At 40.3% G+C, this 26,239-nt stretch carries 26 protein-coding genes; 7 read left to right on the forward strand and 19 right to left on the reverse strand.

What is annotated here, in order from left to right; genetic code table 11:
- Positions 1 to 340 precede the first annotated feature (340 nt).
- On the forward strand, positions 341 to 1,525 hold the full coding sequence (locus RMB03_RS17880) for a hypothetical protein (RefSeq protein ID WP_311077119.1): 1,185 nt from the start codon (positions 341 to 343) through the stop codon (positions 1,523 to 1,525).
- Between the two features lie 61 nt (positions 1,526 to 1,586).
- Here the strand turns inward: RMB03_RS17880 and RMB03_RS17885 are convergent, their stop codons facing one another.
- The 4 genes from RMB03_RS17885 to RMB03_RS17900 all read right to left on the reverse strand — a co-directional run bounded on the left by RMB03_RS17885 (position 1,587) and on the right by RMB03_RS17900 (position 7,061).
- Positions 1,587 to 3,053, reverse strand: coding sequence for an MFS transporter (locus RMB03_RS17885; protein ID WP_311077120.1), 1,467 nt, complete (start codon positions 3,051 to 3,053; stop codon positions 1,587 to 1,589).
- Between the two features lie 192 nt (positions 3,054 to 3,245).
- Positions 3,246 to 4,637, reverse strand: coding sequence for an LLM class flavin-dependent oxidoreductase (locus tag RMB03_RS17890; RefSeq protein WP_311077121.1), 1,392 nt, complete (start codon positions 4,635 to 4,637; stop codon positions 3,246 to 3,248).
- Between the two features lie 192 nt (positions 4,638 to 4,829).
- A complete protein-coding gene (locus RMB03_RS17895) occupies positions 4,830 to 6,125 on the reverse strand; it encodes an acyl-CoA dehydrogenase family protein (protein ID WP_311077122.1) in 1,296 nt (431 codons plus the stop codon).
- Between the two features lie 117 nt (positions 6,126 to 6,242).
- Complete coding sequence (locus tag RMB03_RS17900; RefSeq protein WP_311077123.1) at positions 6,243 to 7,061, reverse strand: hypothetical protein; 819 nt, start codon at positions 7,059 to 7,061, stop codon at positions 6,243 to 6,245.
- Positions 7,062 to 7,715: 654 nt separating this feature from the next.
- Here RMB03_RS17900 and RMB03_RS17905 point away from each other — a divergent pair.
- The 5 genes from RMB03_RS17905 (at position 7,716) to RMB03_RS17925 (ending at position 12,847) form a co-directional block, all read left to right on the forward strand.
- Positions 7,716 to 9,161 (forward strand): cytochrome ubiquinol oxidase subunit I, encoded by a 1,446-nt coding sequence (locus tag RMB03_RS17905; RefSeq protein ID WP_311077124.1) that lies wholly within the window; start codon positions 7,716 to 7,718, stop codon positions 9,159 to 9,161.
- Entirely contained in the window at positions 9,154 to 10,161 is a 1,008-nt protein-coding gene (gene cydB, locus RMB03_RS17910) for a cytochrome d ubiquinol oxidase subunit II (RefSeq protein ID WP_311077125.1), read from the forward strand. Before RMB03_RS17905 ends, cydB begins: the two co-directional genes overlap by 8 nt.
- Before the next feature lie 15 nt (positions 10,162 to 10,176).
- Positions 10,177 to 10,311 carry a hypothetical protein gene (locus RMB03_RS17915; protein ID WP_003651253.1) on the forward strand — a complete coding sequence of 45 codons (135 nt, stop codon included), beginning with the start codon at positions 10,177 to 10,179 and terminating at the stop codon, positions 10,309 to 10,311.
- A gap of 98 nt (positions 10,312 to 10,409) precedes the next feature.
- Positions 10,410 to 11,828: a PLP-dependent aminotransferase family protein gene (locus RMB03_RS17920; RefSeq protein ID WP_311077126.1), complete on the forward strand. Its 1,419-nt coding sequence runs from the start codon at positions 10,410 to 10,412 to the stop codon at positions 11,826 to 11,828.
- A gap of 101 nt (positions 11,829 to 11,929) precedes the next feature.
- Positions 11,930 to 12,847 (forward strand): LysR family transcriptional regulator, encoded by a 918-nt coding sequence (locus RMB03_RS17925; RefSeq protein WP_003651250.1) that lies wholly within the window; start codon positions 11,930 to 11,932, stop codon positions 12,845 to 12,847.
- Positions 12,848 to 12,905: 58 nt separating this feature from the next.
- On the opposite strand, the gene madM is transcribed toward RMB03_RS17925, so the two are convergent.
- The 13 genes from madM to RMB03_RS17995 all read right to left on the reverse strand — a co-directional run bounded on the left by madM (position 12,906) and on the right by RMB03_RS17995 (position 23,440).
- Positions 12,906 to 13,670, reverse strand: a complete 765-nt coding sequence (gene madM / locus RMB03_RS17930) for a malonate transporter subunit MadM (protein ID WP_281832357.1) — start codon at positions 13,668 to 13,670, stop codon at positions 12,906 to 12,908.
- Entirely contained in the window at positions 13,663 to 14,079 is a 417-nt protein-coding gene (madL, locus tag RMB03_RS17935; protein ID WP_311077127.1) for a malonate transporter subunit MadL, read from the reverse strand. Before madL ends, madM begins: the two co-directional genes overlap by 8 nt.
- A 48-nt stretch (positions 14,080 to 14,127) precedes the next feature.
- Positions 14,128 to 15,066 carry a malonate decarboxylase subunit epsilon gene (gene mdcH / locus RMB03_RS17940; protein WP_311077128.1) on the reverse strand — a complete coding sequence of 313 codons (939 nt, stop codon included), beginning with the start codon at positions 15,064 to 15,066 and terminating at the stop codon, positions 14,128 to 14,130.
- Positions 15,067 to 15,078: 12 nt separating this feature from the next.
- The gene (locus tag RMB03_RS17945) at positions 15,079 to 15,687 is read right to left on the reverse strand and encodes a malonate decarboxylase holo-ACP synthase (protein WP_311077129.1); all 609 of its coding nucleotides are present in this window, start codon (positions 15,685 to 15,687) and stop codon (positions 15,079 to 15,081) included.
- On the reverse strand, positions 15,678 to 16,505 hold the full coding sequence (gene mdcE / locus RMB03_RS17950) for a biotin-independent malonate decarboxylase subunit gamma (protein WP_311077130.1): 828 nt from the start codon (positions 16,503 to 16,505) through the stop codon (positions 15,678 to 15,680). The genes RMB03_RS17945 and mdcE overlap by 10 nt, the downstream gene beginning before the upstream one ends.
- Positions 16,502 to 17,353: a biotin-independent malonate decarboxylase subunit beta gene (locus RMB03_RS17955; protein WP_311077131.1), complete on the reverse strand. Its 852-nt coding sequence runs from the start codon at positions 17,351 to 17,353 to the stop codon at positions 16,502 to 16,504. The genes mdcE and RMB03_RS17955 overlap by 4 nt, the downstream gene beginning before the upstream one ends.
- A complete protein-coding gene (locus tag RMB03_RS17960; protein WP_311077132.1) occupies positions 17,346 to 17,645 on the reverse strand; it encodes a malonate decarboxylase subunit delta in 300 nt (99 codons plus the stop codon). The genes RMB03_RS17955 and RMB03_RS17960 overlap by 8 nt, the downstream gene beginning before the upstream one ends.
- Positions 17,646 to 17,647: 2 nt before the next feature.
- Complete coding sequence (locus RMB03_RS17965) at positions 17,648 to 18,532, reverse strand: triphosphoribosyl-dephospho-CoA synthase (protein WP_311077133.1); 885 nt, start codon at positions 18,530 to 18,532, stop codon at positions 17,648 to 17,650.
- Positions 18,532 to 20,211, reverse strand: coding sequence for a malonate decarboxylase subunit alpha (mdcA, locus tag RMB03_RS17970; protein WP_311077134.1), 1,680 nt, complete (start codon positions 20,209 to 20,211; stop codon positions 18,532 to 18,534). Before mdcA ends, RMB03_RS17965 begins: the two co-directional genes overlap by 1 nt.
- Positions 20,212 to 20,503: 292 nt before the next feature.
- The gene (locus RMB03_RS17980; protein WP_311077135.1) at positions 20,504 to 21,124 is read right to left on the reverse strand and encodes a LysE family translocator; all 621 of its coding nucleotides are present in this window, start codon (positions 21,122 to 21,124) and stop codon (positions 20,504 to 20,506) included.
- 80 nt (positions 21,125 to 21,204) lie between these two features.
- Positions 21,205 to 22,020, reverse strand: a complete 816-nt coding sequence (locus RMB03_RS17985; protein WP_311077136.1) for an AraC family transcriptional regulator — start codon at positions 22,018 to 22,020, stop codon at positions 21,205 to 21,207.
- A 142-nt stretch (positions 22,021 to 22,162) separates the two neighbouring features.
- The gene (locus tag RMB03_RS17990; RefSeq protein WP_311077137.1) at positions 22,163 to 22,762 is read right to left on the reverse strand and encodes a GNAT family protein; all 600 of its coding nucleotides are present in this window, start codon (positions 22,760 to 22,762) and stop codon (positions 22,163 to 22,165) included.
- 42 nt (positions 22,763 to 22,804) lie between these two features.
- Positions 22,805 to 23,440, reverse strand: coding sequence for an FMN-binding negative transcriptional regulator (locus RMB03_RS17995; RefSeq protein ID WP_311077138.1), 636 nt, complete (start codon positions 23,438 to 23,440; stop codon positions 22,805 to 22,807).
- 115 nt (positions 23,441 to 23,555) lie between these two features.
- Between RMB03_RS17995 and RMB03_RS18000 the strand changes: the two genes are divergently transcribed.
- Entirely contained in the window at positions 23,556 to 25,049 is a 1,494-nt protein-coding gene (locus RMB03_RS18000) for a PLP-dependent aminotransferase family protein (RefSeq protein WP_311077139.1), read from the forward strand.
- A 7-nt stretch (positions 25,050 to 25,056) separates the two neighbouring features.
- Here the strand turns inward: RMB03_RS18000 and RMB03_RS18005 are convergent, their stop codons facing one another.
- Both RMB03_RS18005 and RMB03_RS18010 read right to left on the reverse strand, forming a co-directional pair.
- Positions 25,057 to 25,746: an LrgB family protein gene (locus RMB03_RS18005; RefSeq protein ID WP_130172798.1), complete on the reverse strand. Its 690-nt coding sequence runs from the start codon at positions 25,744 to 25,746 to the stop codon at positions 25,057 to 25,059.
- An 11-nt stretch (positions 25,747 to 25,757) separates the two neighbouring features.
- Entirely contained in the window at positions 25,758 to 26,189 is a 432-nt protein-coding gene (locus RMB03_RS18010; RefSeq protein ID WP_311077140.1) for a CidA/LrgA family protein, read from the reverse strand.
- Positions 26,190 to 26,239: the final 50 nt, after the last annotated feature.

Here is a 26,239-nt window from a genome sequence, read left to right on the forward strand (position 1 = left end):
TCTTTTGGTAAAAAGAAAATATCAAACAAACTTACAGGTTAGAGGTAAAATTAAAATACTTATATATCAATAATTAAAAATGATATTCAAAAAATACATGATGATGAACACCTGACACACACCCTCTAATTATTTTATCCTACTCATTTCATCATTTTTGTTTTTGCTTATCGCAACCAGAGTTTTGCATCTAATTAATTTTCATTCTTTTATATAAAGTACAGATTTTATTATCTTTTTATCTTTAATCTTCTGCAAATATTGAGATTTGGACAAATCTTTTTCTGGTTTATACATGAGGCAAATTTAATTTTTATTTTTTAAGAGGAGAAAGAATCTTTTGTTTAAACATCCCACAACTTTCAAAAAAATATTCATCGCAACGACTTTAATTACATTCAGCCTTTCAAGTCATGCAGCCCTTACCTTTGGTAATGCTGAAGAAGGCCAACTTAAAGTGAGTGGTACTGTTCGGGCTAAATATGTTTATGATTTTGACTCTGAACCTTCTACGAGCAAATTTTCCTTTAACGACGCAGTATTATGGTTGGACTACAACTCCCCGAAATGGATTGGTCGTTTAGATTATCGGGTTTATGAATATTACGGGCGTCTAGGCGATGCCAATTGGCTGACCGATGCATGGATGGGTTATAAAATTAATGACAACAGTAAAATTATTGCTGGCTTAAACCCCGTTCCTTTTGGCTTGGGTCGCTTTTGGGGAAATACTTATTACTTAGGGATTGCCAATAGTGCAGGTTGGGAAGATGTGCATAACCTTGGGGTGAAATATGACTTCAATGATGGAATCAATGAAGCACAACTCGCCTTTTACCCGACCGATGGTGGTACCTATAGAGGTAAAAGCAAAGACTCAAGCCGATTTAGTATCAACCCTGTCAATGCAGATGACTCTGTACCGCAAGGCACCAATACCAAAGAAAAGAACTCCATTGTTGTTCGCGGTGCTCATACCTTTAAAAATGTTCTAGGCCAAGAAAATTTCTCTACCCAACTTGGTGCCTCTGCGTGGTATTCCACCATTGAAAACAAACGTTCAGGACAAGATGGCGATCGCCAAGTGTATTCAATTTTTAGCAATACCAATTATAACCAATGGAATTTACAGCTTTTGGCTGGTTATCAAGACATTGATAATGCCGACACTGAATATAAAGATCATCTGACTCTGGGCGGTTTCGATTATTCATTTAACTCTGCAACCAAAGGTCAAATTTATTCAGCCGAACTCAGCTATTTATTTCCTCAGCAGTTTGGCCCGATTACTTCAGTTCGCCCGTACCTAAACTATAGTTCTTATCGAAAAGAACAAGATGGCTTTAAAGACTCAACCCGTTTTATACCCGGCATTGCGTTTAATTATCAAAAATTGACAGTACAAGCCGAGTTGCTAGTTGGCAAACATGATCCATATTTAGGCGATAGCGAAGGTCTGGCAGCTGGTGGAACCAATGATAAATGGAATAAAAAAGCGTTTGTGATTTTTGCTTATTATTTCTAACCCACAAAATAAAGGCCAACACATGTTGGCCTTTATTTTTTATCTAAAAATTTAGATTTAACTAATCAATTACAGGTGAATTATTGAGTGGAAGTTCTGGACTGTTTTCATCAATCACATCTACATCTTGGGCAGTAGGCTCAAATTTAATAAGTAGTCCAATCACAATTAAAGGAATAAAGGCAAACACAGAAATAATCAGATAAACATCAGTTTTATAACCCGCCATCCAAATTGGCAACACAAACAAAGCAATTGCTTGAGCCACTCCAGTTACTGCACGGTTAAACCCGACACCAACGCCACGAATCGAAGCTGGATAAGCCATGGTTGGATAAACCATCATTTGCGCACCTGGCCCAAAACCTTCAGCAAAAAGCCATAAACCTAGCATGCCAATTGCGGTATAGAGTAAAAAGCTATTACCCGGTTCACCAATCAATGCCAATGCAATGAGGGCAATAAACTGAAGTAAAAAACCTGTAAGCAGCACATGCCGAGATTTAAATCTGCTGGCGACAAATACACCTAATAGCCCACCCGTAAATGCAAACAGTAAATTGAGTCCGAGCGTTGTAGTAATGGTCGTCAAAACATCTGTATGAAAGAACCGTGTCAAAATAGAAGGTAAAAAGAAGGCAATGGTGGTGTACTGAAACGCCACCGAAATATGAATCACAATGGCCACAATAGTTCTTGGCAAATAGGTTTTATTAAATAAAACTGCAAAACCCTCACGCTTTTTCTTTTCAGCGGTTCTTTCTACTTTTTCAACTGTAGCCACTGCATTAATTGCATAGGACTCTTGTAAAACTTTAGCCGCCCCTTTTAAATCACCTTGGTTTGCAAGCCAGATTGGTGATTCAGTTAAATATTTACCGCGAATGAAAATAATGAGTAGCGCAGGCACTGCTCCAAAAATTAAAGATGCTCGCCATAACCAGTTGCTATGTTCAGGTGGTAAAAGAAAATAAAGTGCCAGAACCAAACCAAAACAGACAGAAGAAGCCGCATACCACATTGGGCACCATGCCGCTAAACGGGCTGCTTTATTGCTACTGCCGTTAAATTTGGAAAATTCAGATAAGTAAGACATTGCGACGGGTAAATCGATCCCGACACTAATTCCCATAATAAACCTGGCTAAAATTAAAACCCATACATTTGGTGCAAAGCCTGCGACAATTGCCGCAATGACGAACAACACCATGTCAGCCATAAACACTCGATAACGACCAATTTTATCCGTTAGCCAACCGCCAATTAAATTACCTACAATGGTTCCACAGACAATGGCTGAAGCCACCACACCCGTCATAACGGGACTTAAAGAAAACTCTGATATGACTTGCTCAATACCAAAAGAGAGCGTGGTCAAATCATAGGCATCAATAAACACGCCAATCAGCGCCAACCAAATGACTTTATTAGACTTGCCCTTCCCTGCAAACTTGGAAATTAATTGTGAAACATCATCGGGAGATTTAATTTCATAACGGTGGTTATGATCAAGTTCTTGTGTGCCCACTTAATAATTCCTGTATTTTAATCACAGAAACAAAATAATGATTATTCACATAATACAAAAACAAATTAATCTGATGTTTTAATCTGAATTATAGAATTATATTTTCATTATTAACTCAGCAGTAAAATCGATATAAAAGACAAAATAAAAGCTGGTATTTAACCAGCCTTTATTTAAGTACTATTTACAACATTAACTCGCCTCAGCAAGTTTTAATTCTTTTAGATTGCGATATTTAGCACCGCGGTGATTTTCAGGTAAATAAGGACCTGCACCAAATAATTTTTCTCTTAATGTTCCTTGTGCATATGAGGTTTGATATACCCCACGTTTTTGCAACTCTGGAACAATAAACTCAACTACGTCTGCAAAGGTTTGATGAGCCAAAATATAGGCAAGATTAAAGCCATCGATATCGGTATCTTCAACCCATTGCTGTAAAGCATCGGAAACTGTTTCTGCCGAACCCACCAATACTGGGCCATTACCACCTAAGCTATTCCAGTTTGCAATTTCCTCAATCGTCCATACACGCTCTGGATCTGCATTTACATAAGAATCTAGTAAAGATTGAATCGCATTGGTTTGAATATATTCAACTTTGTCAGTCGGTTGGTATTGTGAGAAGTCCACACCAGACCAGCCAGACAGCAACGTTAAAGCTCCATCATAGCTTCCATAGCTTTGATATTCTTTAAACTTAGCCTGAGCTTTTGCATCGGTTTCGTCGGTTACAATAGACAAGAGCGCATAAATTTTAACTGAGTACGGGTCGCGGCCTTCTTGAGCCAGTTTTTGGCGAATGCCTTGCACGACTTTTTTAGTAGCAATTTTAGATGGTGCTGCAATGAATACGCATTCGGCATTTTGGCTGGCAAACTTCTGCCCGCGTGAGGAAGCACCTGCTTGATAAAGTACAGGCGTCCGCTGTGGTGATGGCTCACAAATATGGATGCCCGGTACAGTAAAGTATTTACCCTCGTGTTGAATTGGATGCACTTTTTTATAGTCAGCAAAGATACCGCTTTGACGGTCACGAAGTACCGAACCTTCTTCCCAAGAACCTTCCCAAAGTTTATAAAGAACTTCTAAGTATTCATCAGCAATATCATAACGATTGTCATGATTGACCTGAGTTTTTAGGCCTAAGTTTTTCGAGCCACTTTCCAAATAAGAAGTCACGATATTCCATCCAACCCGCCCTTTGGTTAAATGGTCTAGGGTACTAATACGTCTAGCAAAAGGATATGGATGCTCAAAGGAAATAGATGTGGTCACACCAAAGCCCAAGTGCTTTGTAACTGCCGCCATGGCTGGCACAATCTGCAAAGGATCATTGACCGGAACCTGCACTGCGCCTGTTAAGGCATGTTCAGCACTTTGATGGTAAACGTCATAAATCCCAAGCACATCTGCAATAAAAATACCGTCAAAAAAACCGCGTTCCAAAATTTGTGCTAAATCTGTCCAATATTCTAAATCTTTATATTCAACAGAGCGATCTTGAGGATGTCGCCATAATCCCGGAGATTGATGTGCAATACAATTCATTTCAAAAGCATTAAAACTAATCTTCTTAGTCATAAAAATAAACCAACATTTTAATTACTTTTATACTAAAGCAATTTCTATCTATTCTTTATAATATAAACCCCAAACAAAATATGATTTTATTCTAATAGATTTTTATAGTTTATTTTAAAAAACAAAAACAAAAACAAAAACAAAAACAATATTAAGCCGCTAAAATAGCAGCTTAATATCTAAACTTTAAAATTATTGTTTAGCAACGTTACCAATTCGCCACTGATAAGGCGGTAATGTTCCATTCACACTAAAATCACCCACAATTCGATTTTTAAACACTCTTGGGTTGTGTGAAGATAAGGTTCGTACATTTCGCCAGTATCGATCTAGGCCTAAATCTTTATCTGTTGCTGAAGCACCTAATGCATCAAATAAAATGGTAGATGCGTTTAAGATTAAATCAGTAATAACTGTTTGAGACTGTGCACTTTCAAGTTCGGCAAGTGCATTCTGTTCTTCTTCAAGCTGCTCATTATTTTGAAATGCAGCTAAGTAAGCACGTTGTAAGCTGCGTGCAACTTTTTCAACAATCGCCCCTGCACTGTAAGCAGCGCCACGAATTTGTCCCACTACTTGTAAAATTTGCGGGTCCTGTTTTACAAATTGAGCATTCGCATGAGTGTAGTTTCGGGTACGTTTAGCAACAGCTTGTGAAACCTCATATGTAGCAGCTCGCCCTAAACCAGTAATGATTGCTAGTTGCACAAGTTGATAATAAGCAGCCGAATATTTAAAACGATCATCATCAGGTAAGATTTCAGCTTCATCGACTAATACATTATGGAAATATGCTGTACCACTTGCAGTGAGTTGCTGACCAAAGCCATTCCAGTCATCAACAATTTCGATACCTTCATCTTCACGGCGGACAACAACTGAGCCAGATTCACCCTTTAAATCTGTTACACCAACGTCAACCCAATCTGCATATAGACTACCTGTGGTGTAGTATTTTTGACCTTTAAGGCGAATTTTTCCGTCAGCATCCCGATGTAAATGAGTTTCGAATTGATCGATTGACTCTTTACCACCCTCCGACCATGCACTGCCAACCGTTTCACCATTTGCAATACGACTTAACCAGCGCTGTTGAAACGCTTTATCTTTACTTACCAAGACATCTTCAGTGAAACCGAAGTGCACACGCAACGCTTGCGGTAAATTTGAGTCTGCTTCTGCAAGTTCAATTAACAATGCAAATAGTTCAGGAATAGTTGCCTCAAAGCCACCATGTGCCTTAGGAAGTCGTAATCTTGTAAAACCAATATCTTTGAGCCACTGAAGTTGTTCATATGGCAAAATGTGCTGTTGCTCACGGATTAAAGCCCCTTCTTTAATCCGTGCAAATGTCGGTCTGAAATTTTTTGCCAATTCATCATAACGTTCAGAAGGCCCTTCACCCCATACCCGAGAAATGATTGAGGCCTGACTAAGTGCAGCGTGAGTTAATGAACCGAGATGATGCTCAAAATTTAGATTTGTCATTTATGTAAAACCAATATTGCTTTGCTTTTACCATAAAATATTTATTTCACATGAAAACGATTATTTTTTTATAACAGTATTCATTCTTCATATAACGCCAGAAAATGCCTACCAACATTAAGCGATCTCTTTCTTTTGAAGACTATGCTGACTTTGCAATAAGGTTTGCATATATTCTGAATAGACAGATAACTTCTCAAAAATATGTTCCGAATAAAACATATCATCAATTAAATGGGTCATTTGAGAGGCGGTAAAAGTATCGCATAAGCCTACAAGCTGTGCATTTAGCTGGGCAAATTGGGCACACAATTTCACATAGGTTTCATCTTTATTTTTAAATAATAATTGACGCATATCTAAATCATTTAGATCGTTTAAATCAGTATCTTGTTGAGGATTAATCCAATAAATTTTGACTTTTAAAAACAACGCAAGCTCTTCTAAATGCTCTAGGTCTATATCTAAATTCGTAATTAAAAAAATGGTGGAGATATCACTTCGGCACAGCGCTTTGATTAAGCTTAAATAAATAAACCCGAGTTCAGTCAGCTCGGTTAATTCTAAATCTAGATATATTTTTAGACTTTCAAGAACTTCATCTACTTTAAACAAAACTTTCTTTTCGGCTTGATAATATTTATTGAGAATAGCAAGAACGGGCTTTGTCGCTGGTGTTGTATAAATAGCAGGCTTATTGAGGTTAGCAAAAACAAAAGGTGAAAATAGATAAGCCAAACTGCTTTGCTGCGGATGAATATGTGATTGAATTAAATAAACAGTTTGAGATTTAGAAAAGTCTCTTAAGACTTTTGCTCTTAATAAAGTTGCTTCAAGATTAACATAGGCCTGCTCTAATTGAGCCATTATAGGTGCTGGAATAGCCTGATTTTTAATAATTTTATTTAGGATATTGAGTTGAGAAGTAATAAACATTTTTTAACATCCAAGCTATTTTAGAAGAGCTACACTTAAACCAAGGTCTTTAATAACCTACGTAACAACCAGACCTCATACAAAACAACAAGGGAATAGACAAGAAGAAATTTATCCTGTGCTCATTTGTAAACCCAAAGTCCCATTCATGGTATTTTTGAAGATTGATTTTGGTCAGCCATAAATCTTGTTCATTTTTTATTTTGGACTTTAGATGAATGGATATATAGCTACAGATAATTGAAAAAAAACTATAGCACCCATAATAATGACTTCGGACTGTTATAGTTTTATAAAAAATTTCTGTATCTACATATACAAAATAAGTGAGTGCATGATTAAGAAAACTTCTTAAGGTAGGTAGTTTTCATGAAACGATCTATGGTTCATCGTCAGATATTTCATCAATGTTTCAATGCAACATGCATTTTTACAAATGCAACATCAAGCATAAGCTTTGTTAACAGATTGAGAACAATCAATCGGTCTATTCCCTTGAAATATCAAGCAATTATATTGCTTCGCCCTTTTGGCATTTTACTTGCTAAGAACATTTATCACAGAAGTAAGTTCAATCGTCAAAATACTTTATTGCCTGAAAATAAGTATTTAACACAATCAATCATCATCAGCTAGTTCACAGGGGGAATGTATATGAGCCTCGGTCTAACCGCTTTAGAATTAGCACGAATACAATTTGCTTTCACAGTATCCTTTCATATTATTTTTCCAGCCACCTCCATTGGTCTTGCCTGCTTTTTAGCAGTTTTAGAGTGGAAGTGGTTAAGAACCCAAAACCCGATTTATAAAGATCTATTTAAATACTGGATCAAGATCTTTGCCGTTGCCTTTGGTATGGGTGTGGTCTCGGGCGTGGTCATGAGTTATCAGTTCGGTACCAACTGGAGTGAGTTTTCTCGTATTGCAGGAAGTATTACCGGTCCTTTACTTACCTATGAAGTCTTGAGTGCCTTCTTTTTAGAAGCTGGTTTCTTAGGCATTATGTTATTTGGTTGGGGACGTGTCGGTCCCAGAGCCCATTTCTTTGCCACACTTATGGTTGCGATTGGTACCTGTATTTCCATGTTCTGGATTTTATCATCCAATAGCTGGATGCAGACCCCTCAAGGCTTCGCTATAGAAAATGGCATTATTGTGCCAAAAGACTGGTTTGCAATTGTCTTTAACCCATCCTTCCCTTACCGCTTTGCCCATATGGGTGCAGCAGCCTTTTTAGTTTCATCATTATTGGTGGTCGGAACTTCTGCATGGCACTTAGTGAAAGGCCGTCGTGATGAATTGGTAAAAAAATCGTTCTCGATGGGTCTATGGATGGTGCTTGTGACTTCATGTTTGCAAGTCGTAATTGGTGATAATCATGGCTTAAATACTCGTGAGCATCAACCAGCCAAACTAGCAGCGATGGAAGGTCATTGGGAAACGAATCACAATGAACCTATGCCACTGTTACTCTTTGCAATTCCAGATATGAAAGAAGAACGAAACCATTTTGAAGTGGGTGTTCCATATTTAGGTAGTTTAATTTTAACTCACAGTTTAGATGGCCAAGTTACAGGTTTAAAAGACTTCGCACCTGAAGATCGACCAAATTCAACCATCGTTTTCTGGAGCTTCCGTGTGATGGTCGGGCTTGGCGTACTCATGGTCACGCTGTCTTTAATTGCTCTTTGGTTACGTAAACGTGGAAAACTTTATGAAACTTCATGGTTCCATAAATTTGCTTTAGTGATGGGGCCATCTGGTTATATCGCTATGCTTGCAGGTTGGGTAACCACTGAGGTCGGCCGTCAACCATGGGTGGTATATGGCATCCTACGGACTAAAGATGGTTTATCTCATACTGTATCGGCAGATCAAGTCGGCCTGAGCCTCTTTATTTTTGTAGTGGTATACACCATCGTTTTTGGCAGCGGTATCTACTACACCTTAAAATTGATTAATAAGGGCCCTACATTTATCGATACGCCAAATATGGAAGCAGGCGGTGTTGGACACTTTAAAACACCAATGCGCCCACTCAGTGCTGTCGATGAAAACATTGACAGTAAACAAAATTCTGGGGAGAACTGTCATGATTGATCTTTCTTTAATATGGGTCGGTATTATCGGTTTAGGTGTCATGATTTATGTCGTCATGGATGGCTTTGACTTAGGAATCGGGATCATGTTCCCTTTCATTAAGAACAGCCAAGAACGTGATGTGATGATGAATACCGTAGCCCCTGTCTGGGATGGCAACGAAACATGGATGGTCCTCGGTGGAGCTGGTCTATATGCTGCATTTCCACTAGTTTACTCAACGGTTTTATCGGCACTGTATTTACCTATTATTTTTATGGTAATTGCCTTAATTTTCCGTGGAGTCGCATTCGAATTCCGCTTTAAAGCTCATCGCACCAAATACCTTTGGGACTTAGCTTTTATTTGGGGTTCAGTGTTAACTAGCTTCCTTCAAGGCATCATCTTGGGAGCCTATATTCAAGGCATTAAAACCACCAATGGTATTTTTTCTGGCGGATCACTTGATTGGTTGACACCATTTACCTTCTTTACTGGTATTGGCGTAGTTGCCATGTATGCCACTTTAGGATGTGGATGGCTTATTTTAAAAACCGAAAAAGGCTTGCAGCAACGTATGTATGAGCTTATGCCAAAGCTGATTATTGCACTGCTCATTATTTTTGGTGGAGTGAGTCTATATACTCCGTTGACTCATCCTGAAATCGCAGATCGCTGGTTCTCTTTACCAAATCTGTTCTATTTTAGCCCAGTACCTATTTTGGTCTTATTGTTTGTTGGTTTGATTTTATCAGCGTGTAAAAAGCAGCAACATGACCTTAAACCATTTATATATACGCTAGCCCTCGTTTTCCTTGCATTTACAGGTTTTGTGATTAGTTTATGGCCTTATATTATTCCGCCATCAGTCACCATCTGGCAAGCCGCAGCTCCACATTCAAGCCAACTGTTTGCTTTAGTCGGTGCGCTCATTCTGATTCCAATTATTATTGCTTACACTATTTTGTCTTACTGGGTATTCCGTGACAAAGTACGTGTAGGTGATGAAGGCTATCATTAAAGTTAGGAGGGTTTTATGAAAAATTTATCTTCTAAACTGTCTCAAACCCAATGGTTTATTTTGCTATGGCTAGGTGGTTTTTTAGCATTAGCTGTTATTGCTGGTTTGTTTAAAGTGATATTGATTTATGCAGCCCCTTACCTAAAGTAAACTTATTTTTATAAGCAAATGCCGTTTGTAGATTCTACAAACGGCATTTATTATTGATTAAGAGCATCTTTCATTTTGTCATTTCGTGCAGCCAATACATGTATAAATCAGAACAACTTGCCCATAGCATTCGCCAACTCATTGAGAGCGGCACTTTAAATGCACATGAGAAGTTACCTTCTTTAAGAGATCAGGTGCAACGCTCTGGTTTTAGTTTAATGACGGTAATGAATGCTTACCAAGAGCTTGAATCTCAAGGTTTGATCTATTCCAAAGAAAAATCGGGATACTTCGTTGCCGAGCAAATTACGCTTAAACCTTTAGAACAATATTCTGTTGTTTCACTCAATTCTAAAATTGAAATTAACTCTTTAGTTTTTAAATATCTTAAATCGATTCAACATGAGTCTGTCATCCCGTTTGGCTCGGCCTTTCCCGATAGTCAGCTTTTATACGCGCCAAAACTCATTCAGATTATGGGGCAGCTTGCCCGCCAGAAACAAAGTTACGACCAGACTACGAGCCTACCTCCCGGCAATTTAGCTTTACGAAAACTCATTGCTCAACGCTACTGTATGCAAGGGATTCAAACCGACCCAGATGACATTGTCATTACATCTGGAGGATTGGATGCGCTCAATCTTTCTTTACAAGCAGTTGCTCAACCAGGTGATTATATTTTATTACAGCAAAACATATTTTATGGAGCTTGGCAGGCAGCAGAACGTTTAGGGTTAAAAGTTATTACCATTCCTGAACATCCTCAACATGGTTTTGATCTAGAAGCTTTTGAACAGGTCATTAACAATTATCCAATTAAAGTATGTTGGCTCATGCTTAATAGCCATAATCCAATTGGGTTTACAGTCAGCGATGATATTAAATATAAAATTGCAAAATTGCTTCATGAGCACCAGATTTATTTGATCGAAGATGATGTCTACGAAGAGCTGTTTTACGGCGGACAAAAACCACTTTCAATGAAGTATTTTGACCAACAAAATCTGGTGCTTCACTGCTCGTCGTTTTCTAAAACTCTAGGTGCAGGTTTTCGGGTGGGTTGGGTCTATGCGGGGAAGTTTTCAGACCATATTCAACACTTACAACTCATGAGTACCATTTCAGTGAATGCACTCATTCAAAATGCATTGGTCGAGTTTTTGTCTCATCATCACTATGAAAAGCACTTACGTACTCTCAGACTTTCACTTGAGCGTTATAAAAAGCAGTTTTATCATTATTTAAAGCAACATCTGCCATCAACTTGTGAGGTTTACTACTATCCAAGTGGTTATTTTCTTTGGGTTAAGCTACCGAATAGTTTAGATAGTATGCAAATTTATGAAGAGTTAATTCAACAAAACATTGGGGTAGCTCCAAGCCCATTGTTTAGTGTTTTACCCGCGCAGCAGCATTATTTAAGAATCAACTGTTCTTTTGAATCGACACCTAAAATTCAAAGTGCATTAGAACAAATCATTAAGACAATTCAACAAAGAGTTGAAGCTGTTTCTTAAATAAAGTACTTCGACCTAAGCACAATTTTATAGTGATGGTTTTGTGGTAACTTTATAGCTTAAATCTATATTTTTAAAGGAAACAGGTTCAAGGAATTAATATGGAAATTGATGAAGAACTCACCCTTAAAAAGATACAGATTTTTTTAGCATTTATGCGTTGTGGCAACTTATCTAAAACAGCGACAGAAATGGAGCTTAGCAATGTCAGTGTTCACAAAGCATTGCACTCTTTAGAAAGTGCTTTGCGTTGCCCACTTTTTAAAAATGAAGGACGTAATCTAATTCCGTTAAAAAGTGCCTATGTATTTGAAGAACGCGCACAAAAAATCGTACAGGACATTTTTATAACCGTAAATAAAACGAGAGAAGCTGCTGGCTTTGCGGCAAAAGTTTTACATTTAGGTTCTCTTTATTCTTTGACTGTCAAAACAATTCCAAATGTGATTAGTGGTCTTAAACTCAGACGTAGTGAACTAGATATTCAACTGTTACTGAGCTCAAATCAGGATTTAGTTAAAAAGCTTAAAGCAACGGAACTTGATGCGATTATTGTGGCACTCAATGAAACCACTCAAGATGATGACTTTGAAATTTTGCCGATGTTTTCAGATGATATTTTTCTGGCGGTAAACAAAGATTCTAAATATGCAGAGTTTAAAGACATTGATTTAAGTTTATTAAAAGAAGAGACCTTCCTCACTTTAACCAAAGGCTTTGCAACCCATAACGATAGCGATATTATTTTTAAAAAAGCAGGTTTTTCTCCTAAAGTTGCTTTGCAAGTGAACGATATTTTTACCTTAATTAGTATGGTCAGTTCAGGCGTTGGCTTTGCCCTTTTACCGGGTCGTATTTCTGCGGTTTATGAAAGCTCAGTTAAGCTTATTCCCTTAAAACAGCAATATCATATGCAACAAGAAATTGGTTTGGTTTTCTTAAAAAGTAAAGAACGAGATCCAAACTTACTCGCACTGATTGCTGAGTGTCGTATGTTTGCTTCTAATTTTAAAAGATAAAAATAAGGGCCGTTGTTTTGTATAACAACAGCCCTTTTATTTGAGTATTAAATACTTATCAGCCTACCAAAGCTTTAACGGCGAAGAATAAAACGGTTGGTCCCATTAAACAGCCAAGTCCCGTATGGAACGTTGCTGTGAGCGCGCCATAAGGTACTAAACGGCGATCTGTTGCTGCCAAACCTGCCGACACTCCACTGACAGTTCCAGCCAATCCACCAAAAATCATGGCAGAACGTGGATTATCGAGTCCCATAAATTTAGCAGTGAGCGGTGTTGAAACCATCACACAAATTGCTTTAACCAAACCGGTTGCAATCGACAATGCCATTACTTCTGAGCTTGCACCAATCGCAGCACCCGTAACTGGTCCCACAATATAAGTCACCGCACCCGCACCGATTGTGGTAATACTCACTGCATCGCGATAGCCAAAAATCCACGCAAACATACAACCAACAATAAATGGCAGAATAGTTCCAAGGAATAAAGAGAATGCGCCAATAAACCCAGCTTTTTTCGCTTCAGTGGCTTGTACCTCAAATGCCGTTGCTACAATTGTAAAGTCACGTAGCATTGCACCGCCCATGAGCCCTACACCGGTAAAGAGTGCAAGATCAGTTATGCCTTTTTCACCACCCGTCATTTTTCCGCCAAACCAAGCCAAGATTAAACCAATCACAATCGCAATTGCTGAAGCATGCACTCGTCCATTGGTTAAATATTTAGATAACTTGGTCGACAACCACATAATTAAAGCAATTAAGGCGAAAGCTGTAATTAAACCTAAATGGGTTAAGTCTTTTAATAATAGATCAACCATGAACTTTGCCTCCCATGCGGTTTAATGCAGTGTCTTCTTCCTTCGGTAAAGGGGTTGCTTTGTTATAATGACTTAAACCCGCGATCGTGAGCGTACAAACGATAACTGAAACCACAGCGGCAAAGAGTGCCATATGTCCACTAGATAATGCTGTAACCACGTTTTGTTGTGCTGCCATAGCAACAACAACAGGAATATACATAGTGCCCCAGAATGAAACGCCTTTTTCGGTTTCAACTGTCATAACACCACGTTTTTCCATCCATAACCGTATGCAAATGAGTAAAATCATGGCGATACCCACGCCACCAACGTTGGACTTTACGCCCAATAAAATGCCCAACAGATCACCGACAATCACACCCACCAAGGTGCAAAGTGCGAGTAAACCAACTCCATATATAATCATGACAATCCCTCATATCCTTGGATCATTTATGCTTTTGTAAAATCAGATTCAAAAAGAAAAACTATTGTCCTGTTCTTTTTGCATTGCCATCTGAATGCTGTCTATGCGTGTTCCTTGAAAAGACAACACGGTTCCTTCTTTAAATGTTCGACGTGCAAGTGTAGTGAGCACCGTTCCCGGCAAAGCTTCGATCTGTAACCTGACACCTCGCTCCCATGCAGCTTGAACGGTACTTTCCCAATCCACCATTCGGCTCATATTAAAAGCCAAGTCATCCCTAATCTGTTCAGCCTTGCCTAAAGTGCGAGCCGTTGTACCACTTAAATATCGAATTTTAGGCTGCTTTAAAGTGAGTCCCTCCATAGACGCTGCAAGTTGCTCTGCTTGCTGACTTAGTAATTCACAGTGCGATGGCACCGATACATCTAATTTTTTTGCCACCGCTCCTTGTGGCTTTGCCAAAACAGCAACTTGGTTCATGGCTTCACAACTTCCTGAAATAACGATTTGGTTATGTGCATTAATATTTGCGACAAACACCGCTGGCGTTATTTCATAAATTTGTTTCACCCATGCTTCTACAGTTGCTCGGTCTGTACCAATCAGCGCAGTCATGCCATAGCCAATTGGATATGCGTTTTGCATGAGTTCCCCTCGATAGGCAACTAAGCGAATGGCATCTTCATAGGTTAAAACCCCAGCGACAACTGCTGCCGACCATGCACCAATCGATAGACCCGCTACATAATCAGGTTTTAAGTTTTCAGCAGCTAATAATGCTGAACTCACCACGCCTGAAATGAGCAAACAAAGTTGTACGGCTCGCGTCGATTGCAACGCAGCCGAACTGTCTAGCATCAAGACATCTTCTTTGAGTGCATCCGATGCACGCTCAAGATGTTCTTTGACCAGCGCGCTTTGAGGTAAGTCGTGCAACATATTGCTTCGTTGCACACCTTGTCCCGGATATACCCAAATTGAAGCCATGATATCTATTCCCTAATTCCATGGGTTTTCTACTAAAACCGCACCATCTGCACGTTTTAATAGAACTTTTCCGCTATTCCTAGCCCATTCTTTTAGCGCTAAACCACCTTGTGGCAGTTGTAGCTGTATATCCACATTCAGCCCCGCTTGCTGAAAATTTTCGAGTAGCTCGACTGCTTGCTTTTTGGCAAAAGGCTGTTCAGCTCGAATCAACAAATCTATGTCACTTTGCTGGGTGACTGTTTCAATGCCAGTTGCCAACTCAAACCCAAAACTTCCTGTATAGCCCCAATATCCTGAAAAACTTTTCATGATGTTAGAAATGCTCTGCAAACGTTCTGCCAAATGCTCAAACTGCTGCGTATCTACATTACTCAGTACTTCTGGCTTAAGTTGTTTGGTAATAGCAGATCGTGGCATTTGAGCTGCATATCGTTGATGACGGAATTGCCCTCTTATACCCACAGCCACCTGATCTACGGGAGTGATTTCCCGCCGAACTACAACAGGATCACCTCGTTGCAATACTTCTTTCACCCAAAGCGGAGCATCATCAGCCAAGCAGTCGGCTGCCATGCCCCACAGCAAATCATGGGCTTCGAGATCAAGTTTCATGACCATTGCTCACGCAATAATTCACGAACCTTTTTAGACATCTGACGGTTTTGGCCGTGAAGTCTTTGTTCCAATCCTCTAGACTGCTCAGCATTAATTTCTTTAAATGCTTGAGCAATTGCTTGCTTCGCTAATGAAAGATCATCGTTTGTCGGCTGTTCAGGGTTTTCAACCGATAACAGCTCCGATAACAATCCAAGCGTTGCATAACTTTCGATGTCATAAGCCATTGGAGGAATGCTTGCAGCCAATTGTTCTAACTCATCAACCGACCGTTGGGTCACACGTGCAGCAGATTCTTTACCCATCGCATGCACCATAACACCAGAATCTTTTAAGGCAATAATACGATTGGCTTGGTAACCATGTGCTAAAAAAGCGCCTGACATCGACTTACCAACCAATAAACTGACAATAGGATGGCCTGCTAATCTAGCTCTAGCGTAGCTGTCTACTGCACCCGCTAAAGCTTGATGAATACCTAATAATTCTTCACGGCGACCATAGGCCTGACTAGGTACATCAACTAGACATAAAATGCCGCGTTTAGTCTCGGCATGCGCATCAGCTTGAATTACATCATCTACAGCCTTTGCCAAGCTCCAACCTTCCAAAAGGCCAACTTCACCTTGCCTCGCTCGCGGGAACAAATTATTGCTGTCTTGAACAACGGCAATCACACGTACCGCTTGCTGATCGATTTGACCATCAGCCACCCAAACCGAAGCTGGAAAACCTTCAACTGTCTTAAAGCCCTGCGTAAGTGCTTTAAACCAATGTGCGCCACGAGTAGATGCTTTTAATGTATCAACGGCGATATTCATACTTGTTCTCCTTGATACAAAGCTTGAACCTGTGCTGGGGTAATCTGCTCAGCAGTATCGACTTGTTGTAGCTGCGCTAAATAGAATGAGTAATTTGAACTACGATGCTGATTAGGCACGCCTTGGGCTAAATAGTCGATCACTTGCTGGCGAACTTTCTGGCGATCATCGTCAACATAGGCATCTGCTAAACCACTGGCAAAACGCTGATTTCCCCCAGTTATACTCCAAATAAATGGACGATCTTTGGCGTTATATTCTTGTACACCAGCTTCTTGTTCAATCACTTGCGGGCCATTTAAGCCTAAACGTCCTTCTTGTGTCATTACAATGTAGCTACATAGTCCAGCAGCAATCGACATGCCACCAAAGCACCCTACACTGCCTGCAACTACAGCAATCACTGGTTGATACTGCCGTAAGTTCACAATTGCAGCCTGAATTTCAGCAATTGCAGCCAAACCCAGATTTGCCTCTTGCAAGCGAACGCCACCCGTTTCTAGTAATAAGATTGCAGCCGTTGGAATACCTTTAAGATTGTCTTCAACCGCAAGCTCTAATGCACCGGCAATTTTAGCACCACCAACCTCGCCTAAGCTTCCACCCTGAAATAAGCCTTCGATTGAAATCAAAACTACTGGTCGCTCTTGAATAGATCCTTTTACAATCACTACGCCATCATCTGCTTGCGGCACAATATTTTGCTTAACAAGCCAAGGTGACATGACGCGTGCAAATGGATCGAGTAACTCGCGAAAAGTCCCTTCATCTAATAATGCTTTGGCACGTTCTCTTGCACTGAGTTCAATAAAATCTTGTTTATTTAATAAACTTTGGATATCAGTCATGAGCAATCTCCTCCAAAGCCTGTTCCAGACGTAAGCGAACAACACCGGGGGTTGCGCCAAAGTCATGAATATCAATATTGACGGCTGGTGGTATTTGCGCTGTAAAAATCCGTTCAAAAAGATTTTTCCAACGTGCAACGCTACCATCCACAGAAGTCACCACCTGAATAATGGTTTTCCCCGCCTCACCAGGTTCCATCAAAATTTCTAAATCACCTGAACCCACACATCCGACTAATGCCTTTTTTACAGGTGGCTCTGTCGCCAAAAACTCAAAATGAAGTGTTTCCATAATCAAAATCCCTCTTTATTTTTTGAAGATGACTGCTCAACACGATTTATAAACAAGGTTGCTGCCAACAAATCTGCGGCTCCGCCAGCGGATGCCTTCATCCGAAGTAGGTCAATCTCTAACAAATGCAAAGCACGTCGGCCTTCTAGGCTTGAACTACCGCCGAAATCGAGCACTTGCTGAGCCCCTTGTTGCATACGCTTTAGGCCGTGAGTTCCAGAGCGATAGAGCACGCAGGTATCTGTCAAGTTAGTCATGATGGCAAGTAGCGCATCTAAGCGAGCAAACTCTTCTTTCATCGGTTTACTGCGACTTTGATAAAGCTGCTTTAAACCAAAATTCACAATAGTTGGGAAGCCTTGTTGTGCCTGTTCTTTTGCACCTAAGACAGCTAATTTTTTCTGTACCTGCTGACCATGACTCAAAGCCTGTTTGGGAATAAAGCGGTCTTCTAACTGAGCAATCTGACCTGCTAGCTGACACAACTCAACAGCCGATAAGTACTGTTGATTCGTGCGTGCCAATGCAGCTGCCGTGACCATTAAACCCAAAGCCCAAATTGCACCGCGGTGTGTATTAACCCCATCTGTTGCCAACATCATGACTTTTTCACCTTGGCGACCAATTTCACCAATGTCTTCACGCAAGGCCTGACACACTGTTCCGTGCTGGATTGCTGCTTGCGCCATCGCATCAAACATTGGGCCTAAACTTTTTGCAGAGCGTTCCATTAATTCCAAAGTCAGATCATCATGTGCGCCACTGCCACGACGGTCGACCAAAGCTGGCTTTGGTGTCAGATTCACTTCATCAATTAAAGCCTCGACCGCCATGTCTGCCAAAAGCTGACTATGGCTGAGTGTTTGATATTGAATTTGAGCCATCATTACCAACTCCTGAATTTTGCAGGGGGTTGATATAAACCATCTGACCATGTCACCAAGTCGGCAATATTTTTTGCAGCTAAAAGTTCACGTGTTGCATCAGTACGGCGAATGCCTAAATCCTCAGGGAACACCACTAAACCTTCTCGTCTTAAACGTGCTGTGGTTTTAGGGTCTTGGCTTAAACCAATACTGGTCACTCCTGCCACTGCGGCAATCATGGCTTGACGCTCTTCTTGGCTGCTTGCTTTATATAGATAAGCAATGCCTTCTTCGGTGAGTAAATGGGTGACATCATCGCCATAAATCATGATCGGTGCTAAAGGTAGGCCTGCGGTTTTAGCCACATCAATCGCATCAAGACGCTCTACAAAAGTCGGCTTACCGCCCTCTTGGAAAGTTTCCACCATTTGCACAACTAACTTTTTACCACGTGCCAAATAGGTGTCTGTTTCATTAGCACCTTGCAAGCGCATATCCAGCCATGCTGGCGTATCGTGACGACGTCCGCGTGGATCATGTCCCATATTTGGTGCACCACCGAAACCAGCCAAACGACCTTTGGTGACAGTCGAAGAATGTCCCATACCATCAACTTGCAAAGTTGCACCGATAAATAGATCAACGGCGTACTGACCTGCAAGCTGACACATCATGCGGTTGGAACGCAGCGCCCCATCACGTCCTGTAAAGAAAACATCAGGACGAGCTGCAACATATTTTTCCATGCCGAGTTCGGTACCAAAGCAATGCACGCTTTCTACCCAACCTGTCTCAATGGCAGGAATTAAGGTTGGGTGTGGATTAAGAGTCCAGTTTCGGCAAATTTTTCCTTTTAAACCTAAAGACTCACCATAGGTTGGTAAAATCAGTTCAATTGCCGCAGTGTTAAAACCAATACCATGGTTTAACGATTGCACATTATGCTTTTCATAAATTCCGCGAATTGCCATCATGGCCATAAGCACATGAACAGGTTTGATATGTTTCGGGTCGCGAGTAAATAACGGTTCAATATAAAAAGGCTGGTCTGCCACAACCACAAAATCAACCCAAGAGGCAGGAATATCGACACGTGGTAAATCAGTTACGTCATCGACCAATTCATTAACCTGGACAATCACAATGCCGTCACTAAAAGCCGCAGGTTCAATGAGTGCAGGAGAATCTTCAGTACTTGGACCTGTATAAATATTGCCTTGGCGGTCTGCCATAAAACCGGCCGAAAGCACCACATTTGGAATAAGATCGACTACAAGGCGTGAATATAGTTCGATATAAGTATGAATGGCGCCAATTTCTAATAATCCATCTTCAATTAACTGGCTAATACGCAAACTTTGAGGGCCAGCAAAAGAGAAATCGAGTTTACGTGCAATACCTTTTTCAAATAGATCAAGATGTTCTGAGCGTCCAACGCTTGGCATGATCATATGTAAATCATGCAAAACATCTGGATTGGTTTGTGCCAAAGATCGAGATAAGAAATCTGCTTGCTTTTGGTTATTCCCTTCGAGTACGACTCTGTCACCCGGTGTAATCAGCGTTTCTAAGACTTTAATAATGTCTTGAGTTGGAATGACCACACCATCGGTATATTGGTTTGCCATCTCCAGTTTTAGCTGTTTAGCATGACGCCGCTTTGTCCATAACCGTTCTTTATTCTGAACTGATCCTTCCATGTGCTTACCTATATAGATCGCAGTTTTGTTCTGAATCTATAAAAGCGCTTTATGGAATTTTGATCAATCAACCTACATCGGTAGTTATTAACCTGAAGTTAATGGTTGAAATAAAGAATAGCTATTGATGAAAGAGTTTTAGGACTTTTAACCTACGACTTATTTCTAACGCGGTTTGCTTAACAACCAGTGCAAGTTTTGACGAACCGCAGGCCACTCGTGTTTAAGTGGCCCACAAAATATCATCTTTGAGAATTTGAAATTAACTGCCCTTAGAACCTTACCTTTTCATTCACGATTTAGAACTAAATAATAATTTCATACCCAATCCAATAAAACCTAAAGCAAAACTGCGCCTAAACCACTTTAATACAACAGGTTTGCCTACTACATGTTGACGCATCATTGCCGCAAAAGTGCCATAAAACATAAAAACCACTAGCGTAATGAGCATAAAGATTGCACCCAATAGCAACATATCCCATGTAGGTGTTGTCGTATCAGTTCTAACAAACTGGGGTAAAAAGGCCAAGAAAAACAATGGTAATTTGGGGTTAAATAAATTTATAAATACAGCATAACTTATAATTTCGAAGGCTGAATGTTCTTTATTTTCTTGTTCAAAATGAAATGTTCCCTTCTCCTTAAGTGATGACCAAGCCATATACAATAAATAGGAAACTCCTAGAAATTTTAAAATAGTAAATAGATAGGGACTAGTGATAAACACTAAAGCAAGACCGGCAATCGCCAGCACCATGTGTGGAATAATACCAAGAGTACAACCCACCGCCGCAAACAGACTGGCTTTTCCCCCTCGGGTTAAACCTGTGGCAATGGTATAAATTGCGCCTGAACCCGGCGAGATAACCACAATAAGTGATGTAACTAAAAATTCGATACTGATCTGCATAAGCCACTCCAAACATGGATTTTGGCTGAGTATTACAGAGATACAAAATAGTAGTCTTGAACAAAATTGTAGAAGTTTTTCTAAGATAAAATAGCTTTTTGATAACGACTCGGAGTAATGCCTAACTGGCGAACAAACGCTCTTGTCATATGGCTTTGATCAGCAAAACCTGCTCGTAAGGCTGCTTCAATTAGAGTATTTCCCTCTAACAGATAACGGCGTGCATGGCATACTCGTCGTTGTAGTAAATAGGCATGTGGCGTAATACCGATCTCACGAGAAAAGCTCCGCAATAATTGAAAACGGCTCAGATCACATAAACTAGCCAACTCACCGAGTGTAACCGCGTGCTCCGACATATCATCAAGATATTCCTTGGCACGTTGAGCAGAATAACAACGGGCGTGTTGATAGCGTTCAGATAACATGTGATAACGACTTACATGCATCAAGCTAAATAAAAACATTTCCTCCAATGCTGTATTTTCAGCAACGGGCAATGACATTTCATTAAATAATCGCAATAAGCACTGACCTAAAAGCCTATCACGTACCAAAGGCTGCAATACGGCATCGGCACTACGCCCTTCAGCAGCCAATTCTTGTTTTAATATTTCTGGCTGAATATAAACCATTTGCCATGCACGAGGACCATCAAGCGGTATACCATCATGAATTTCACTAGGGTTTACAATAATGACATCACCCGGTCCTGCCTCAACATGACCAACTAAACTCCATGAACGTTGTGCACCGCTGGTAATGATTCCAATACCGAGATGATCATGTGAGTGACGTGGAAAACTATGCTCGGTCAATAATGATAGAGCCTCCGTTCCAACCATTCGAGAACACAGTGGATCAACCTGATGGACTGGTCTAGACAATGGACTCATCCTGTAATAATAGTTATTTATTCTAATGCTTTTTCAAGAGCCGTAGAAATTGTGATCAAAGCATTAATTTTGCATAATTCATATCATTCAGCAATCCTCTCTCAGCTAGAGAGGATACTTTTAGAAGAAATGAATTGTTAAATCATTTTACTCTTGGCTTACATAGTAACCATTCCAAGTTTTGACGAACCGCAGGCCATTCATGTTTTAAAATGCTATAAACATGAGTGTCCCGTAAAATATCATCTTTGACAATTTGATGGCTTCTGAGCACGCCATCGAGCTTTGCACCTAAACGTACAATTGCGGCTTGGCTTTGCACATTTAAAGAAGATGTTCGTAACTCAATCGCAATGCAGTCTAAAGACTCAAATGCATGAGCCAACAATAGTTTTTTACACTCAGTGTTCACAGGCGTGCGCTGCGCAGATTTACGATACCAAGTCGAACCAATCTCTGCACGGCGATGAGCTGCTTCAATATGCATTAAGGTCGTCATACCCACCGCTTGCCCTGTTTTTCGGTCTTCAATATAAAATGGCAACATGCTTCCAGATTGTTGCAAACCAAGACGTCTTTCAATTTCAGCAGTCATCTGTTCAGGTCTTGGAACACGGGTATACCAAAGATTGTAGAGCTCACCATCGCAAACTGCTTCTGCTAGAGATTCAGCTTGAGTTAGATCTAGCGGCTTTAAAATAACGTGTTCGCCTACCAACTCAACAGGTGTAGTCCAAGACATGTTTTTCTCCTCAATCAATACTAAAATTTTATATTTTCAAAACTATTTGTTTAACTCAGCCACACTGTACATAGCATCCGCTATAGTTTTATGACCAGATTTCGATAAACCATCCGCCGCACCTAAAATATCTCGACGATCTTTGTTTTGCCCAAGTTTTGATTTTCCTTGAAGCTTGGTAATTTCAATTTCTATACCGACAATAGCTTTTAGCATGGGTTCTAGATAGTCTTTTGGTGCATCAGACATTTTCCATGGTTCAGGTTGAGATGCTTCATGTGTACGGGTTAAACGAGCCACAACACCTCGAACATAACGCTCATCATCTCGAATCGTCACTTTACCGTAAGCATGTACAACTCTATAGTTCCATGTTGGCACTTGTTTGTGCTGTTCATGTTTGGATGGATACCAGTTTGGGGAAATATAAGCATCACCCGCCTGAAACACGACGAGTACTTCATCTCCATTTTTAACGTCCTGCCAGACAGGATTAATTCTAGACACATGCGCATGCAACACCCCTAAGTTCCCTTCATTTGTCTGTAATTCAAACGGAAGATGATTTGCATCTAAACCATTGCTCCCATGAGTAAAAAGCACACCAAACGGATGCTCCAAAATAAGAGAATGTAATACATCCAAACGGTTTTCTGCAAAATCATCAGGGATATACATGGCTAAGAACCTCGTTGTAAATATCAGGGTTATTTATATTTTGTGTTGTAAATTTTCTGGTTTATGTGGTTTATTAAAAAGAACCACTTTGTATTTTTTTAAGTAGACCAGAATTATGGCAAGAATGGCAAAAGTTGTTGAACTTCCGTCTATTGCAAAGATTGATAAAAGCCAAGGAAAGATTAGTGCTCAATTGACCCAAGCCTTACGCGAAGCTGTGCAAAGTGGTGATTTGCAGCCGGGAGACCCTTTGCCATCTTCCCGAGAACTGGCTCAAACCCTTGATGTGGCTCGCGGAACCATTATTGAAGCTTATGATCAGCTTTTAGCCGAAGGTGTTTTTGATTCTCAAGCAAGAACTGGAACTTATGTATCTCATGCTTTGGTTAAAACACCTGCGCAGCAACATTTAAAAAAAGAATCGATTAAACCAAACTCAATACCTTTGACCAAATCTGCACTTTCTTATGCCCAAGTGCTCAAGGAATTTAAACCACTTCCCCATGTTCCATTTGCTGTATCTGTACCGGTTGGCCGCACTCAACCCAGTGATATTTGGCGTAAGTTTGGCAATAAATTTAGATCGCGAGGCGCAGGTGCACCTTCGGGATATGGCGAGCCTCAAGGTGTATTATCACTAAGAATTGCTATTGCAGACTACGTGCGTCGTTCACGCTCTGTACACTGTGAGCCTGAACAAATCGTGATTACGCCCGGCATTCAACAAGCGCTTTATATTTGCAGCCAGATCTTATTTGAAGCCAAAGATGAGGTCTGGATTGAAGATCCAGCTTATCGTGGGACCACAGCTATTTTTGAGCATACCGTACAAAGCATTGGTATGGTGCGTGTTCCAGTTGATGAAGAAGGTATTCAGGTTGAAGCTGGAATTAAACTGTCTCCAAATGCCCGTGCAGCTTTTGTAACCCCTTCTCATCAATATCCACTTGGCATGCCTATGAGCTTGGCAAGACGTACTGCATTATTGGCTTGGGCCAAGCAGCAAAATGCATGGATCATTGAAGATGACTATGACAGTGAACTCCGCTATAACGGTCAGCCCTTTCCATCTTTACAAGGCATGGCACCCGATCAGGTGATTTATCTCGGAACGTTTAGCAAGGTTCTATTTCCATCTCTTAGACTTGGCTATGCAGTGTTACCTAAGGAACTGGTGGCACCTTTTTGTGGACTCAGGGTGTTAATTGATAGACACCCACCTACAGCCGACCAACATGTTTTGGCTGCTTTTATTCAAGAAGGCTATTTGGAGCGGCATATTCGACGTATTCGGAATGTTTACTCAGAAGTTCGAGAGCACATTATTGGTTTAATTGAAAAATACATACCTCAAGAGCTGGCTTGGTTACAACCGGGCGATCAAGGCATGCATATGGTGTTATGGCTTGCTCAACACATTAATGACGTTGAAGTTGCAAGCACGGCAGTCAATGCAGGCATTGCGATTAAGGCAATTTCACCGACATTTTCAAAAGAACAGCAACGTTCAGGTTTAATTGTTGGCTTGGGTGACTTTGAACCCGAACTGATGAGACAAGCCATAAAAAAAATATCAAAAATCATTCAACAACATGACAAGCCTACTTAGACAAAATCTACAACAGCAACCATAGATGAATAGCAAACGGGCCAATCAGCACCATTAAAATACCTGCAATGACCATAGTTAAACTTGCAATTACGCCCTCTTCACTATTGCGCTGCTGAGCTCGGACTGTACCAAAACCGTGGGCTGCGTTCCCAAAGGCGGCTCCATTTGCCACATTGGAACGGATTTTAGTAATCGCTAAAATTGCATCGCCACAAATCATACCGACCAAACCGGTAATAACGGTAAATAGTGAAACCAAAGCCGCTGAGCCGTGAATATCTTCAGCTAAAATCATGGCAAATGGTGTTGAAATCGAACGTGCCATCAAACTATTGGTGACTTCGGGACTAAAATGGAACCACTGTGCCATTTCATAGGCAGACATCACGCCCACACTCATACCCACAATAATCGCGATAGATAAAACACCTAAGTTTTTACGGATTGTTTCCCGATAACGATAAATCGGTACAGCAAACGCGACCGTAGCTGGACCTAATAAATTAACAATCCACTGCGTATCTTCTGAATAAGTTTGATATGAAATGCCAAAAATCGTCATCAAAATGATGGTGAGTACAGGCACACTAATCGCGGGTGACAACCAAAGTTTTGGATGCTTTTGATAGATTTTCTTTGCCACGACATAAGCTACCAAAGTCCAGATGAGGCAAAGAATTGACCAAATATTCATGTCATTTTCTCTTAGATATGCCTATGTTGAAGACGTTTTCGAGCCTGTAAATAAGCCTTCAAACGATTGTAATAATGAATGGTCAAACACGTACTTAGCATGACTGAAATAGTCCCAACTGCAATGCTCAAGACAATTTGCCAACCTTCAGTCATGAACAAGGTTTTATACTGAACTACGGCAACCACCACAGGCACAAAAAACAGTAATAGCTCACCTAAAACAACGGTTGCCCCCATTGCTACCTGATCCATTTTGATAATTTTAAAGAACAGGCATAAAAGCAATAAAAACATACCTAAAATGCCTGCCGAAACAGGTACGCCAAGTTTTTGATGTAAAAGATATCCCACCCACCAAAATCCAGCCAAAATTAGAATTTGTTTAACTAAAGATAAAAGTGAAGGTCGTGAGGGTGTTCCAGAAGCAGATTCAGTACTCATTTTACGAAATTAAATGGTTAACTACACCATTATGCTATCTTGATTAAAAC

Origin of the sequence: Acinetobacter sp. V91_7 (assembly GCF_031799075.1) — a bacterium.
Lineage (GTDB): Bacteria > Pseudomonadota > Gammaproteobacteria > Pseudomonadales > Moraxellaceae > Acinetobacter > Acinetobacter calcoaceticus.

Excerpts from the sequence above, each read along its gene's own strand:
- mdcE (WP_311077130.1), bottom strand. The coding sequence starts at position 16,505 with ATGAATATCGCCGTTGATACATTAAAAGCATCTACTCGTGGCGCACAT.
- RMB03_RS18000 (WP_311077139.1), top strand. The coding sequence starts at position 23,556 with ATGGCAAGAATGGCAAAAGTTGTTGAACTTCCGTCTATTGCAAAGATT.
- RMB03_RS17915 (WP_003651253.1), top strand. The coding sequence starts at position 10,177 with ATGAAAAATTTATCTTCTAAACTGTCTCAAACCCAATGGTTTATTTTG.
- RMB03_RS17955 (WP_311077131.1), bottom strand. The coding sequence starts at position 17,353 with ATGACTGATATCCAAAGTTTATTAAATAAACAAGATTTTATTGAACTC.
- RMB03_RS17925 (WP_003651250.1), top strand. The coding sequence starts at position 11,930 with ATGGAAATTGATGAAGAACTCACCCTTAAAAAGATACAGATTTTTTTA.
- RMB03_RS17945 (WP_311077129.1), bottom strand. The coding sequence starts at position 15,687 with ATGGTCATGAAACTTGATCTCGAAGCCCATGATTTGCTGTGGGGCATG.
- cydB (WP_311077125.1), top strand. The coding sequence starts at position 9,154 with ATGATTGATCTTTCTTTAATATGGGTCGGTATTATCGGTTTAGGTGTC.
- RMB03_RS17895 (WP_311077122.1), bottom strand. The coding sequence starts at position 6,125 with ATGACAAATCTAAATTTTGAGCATCATCTCGGTTCATTAACTCACGCT.
- mdcH (WP_311077128.1), bottom strand. The coding sequence starts at position 15,066 with ATGGCTTCAATTTGGGTATATCCGGGACAAGGTGTGCAACGAAGCAAT.
- RMB03_RS18010 (WP_311077140.1), bottom strand. The coding sequence starts at position 26,189 with ATGAGTACTGAATCTGCTTCTGGAACACCCTCACGACCTTCACTTTTA.
- RMB03_RS17965 (WP_311077133.1), bottom strand. The coding sequence starts at position 18,532 with ATGATGGCTCAAATTCAATATCAAACACTCAGCCATAGTCAGCTTTTG.
- RMB03_RS17890 (WP_311077121.1), bottom strand. The coding sequence starts at position 4,637 with ATGACTAAGAAGATTAGTTTTAATGCTTTTGAAATGAATTGTATTGCA.
- RMB03_RS17905 (WP_311077124.1), top strand. The coding sequence starts at position 7,716 with ATGAGCCTCGGTCTAACCGCTTTAGAATTAGCACGAATACAATTTGCT.
- RMB03_RS17960 (WP_311077132.1), bottom strand. The coding sequence starts at position 17,645 with ATGGAAACACTTCATTTTGAGTTTTTGGCGACAGAGCCACCTGTAAAA.
- mdcA (WP_311077134.1), bottom strand. The coding sequence starts at position 20,211 with ATGGAAGGATCAGTTCAGAATAAAGAACGGTTATGGACAAAGCGGCGT.
- madM (WP_281832357.1), bottom strand. The coding sequence starts at position 13,670 with ATGGTTGATCTATTATTAAAAGACTTAACCCATTTAGGTTTAATTACA.
- RMB03_RS17980 (WP_311077135.1), bottom strand. The coding sequence starts at position 21,124 with ATGCAGATCAGTATCGAATTTTTAGTTACATCACTTATTGTGGTTATC.
- RMB03_RS17900 (WP_311077123.1), bottom strand. The coding sequence starts at position 7,061 with ATGTTTATTACTTCTCAACTCAATATCCTAAATAAAATTATTAAAAAT.
- madL (WP_311077127.1), bottom strand. The coding sequence starts at position 14,079 with ATGATTATATATGGAGTTGGTTTACTCGCACTTTGCACCTTGGTGGGT.
- RMB03_RS17920 (WP_311077126.1), top strand. The coding sequence starts at position 10,410 with ATGTATAAATCAGAACAACTTGCCCATAGCATTCGCCAACTCATTGAG.
- RMB03_RS17985 (WP_311077136.1), bottom strand. The coding sequence starts at position 22,020 with ATGAGTCCATTGTCTAGACCAGTCCATCAGGTTGATCCACTGTGTTCT.
- RMB03_RS18005 (WP_130172798.1), bottom strand. The coding sequence starts at position 25,746 with ATGAATATTTGGTCAATTCTTTGCCTCATCTGGACTTTGGTAGCTTAT.
- RMB03_RS17990 (WP_311077137.1), bottom strand. The coding sequence starts at position 22,762 with ATGTCTTGGACTACACCTGTTGAGTTGGTAGGCGAACACGTTATTTTA.
- RMB03_RS17995 (WP_311077138.1), bottom strand. The coding sequence starts at position 23,440 with ATGTATATCCCTGATGATTTTGCAGAAAACCGTTTGGATGTATTACAT.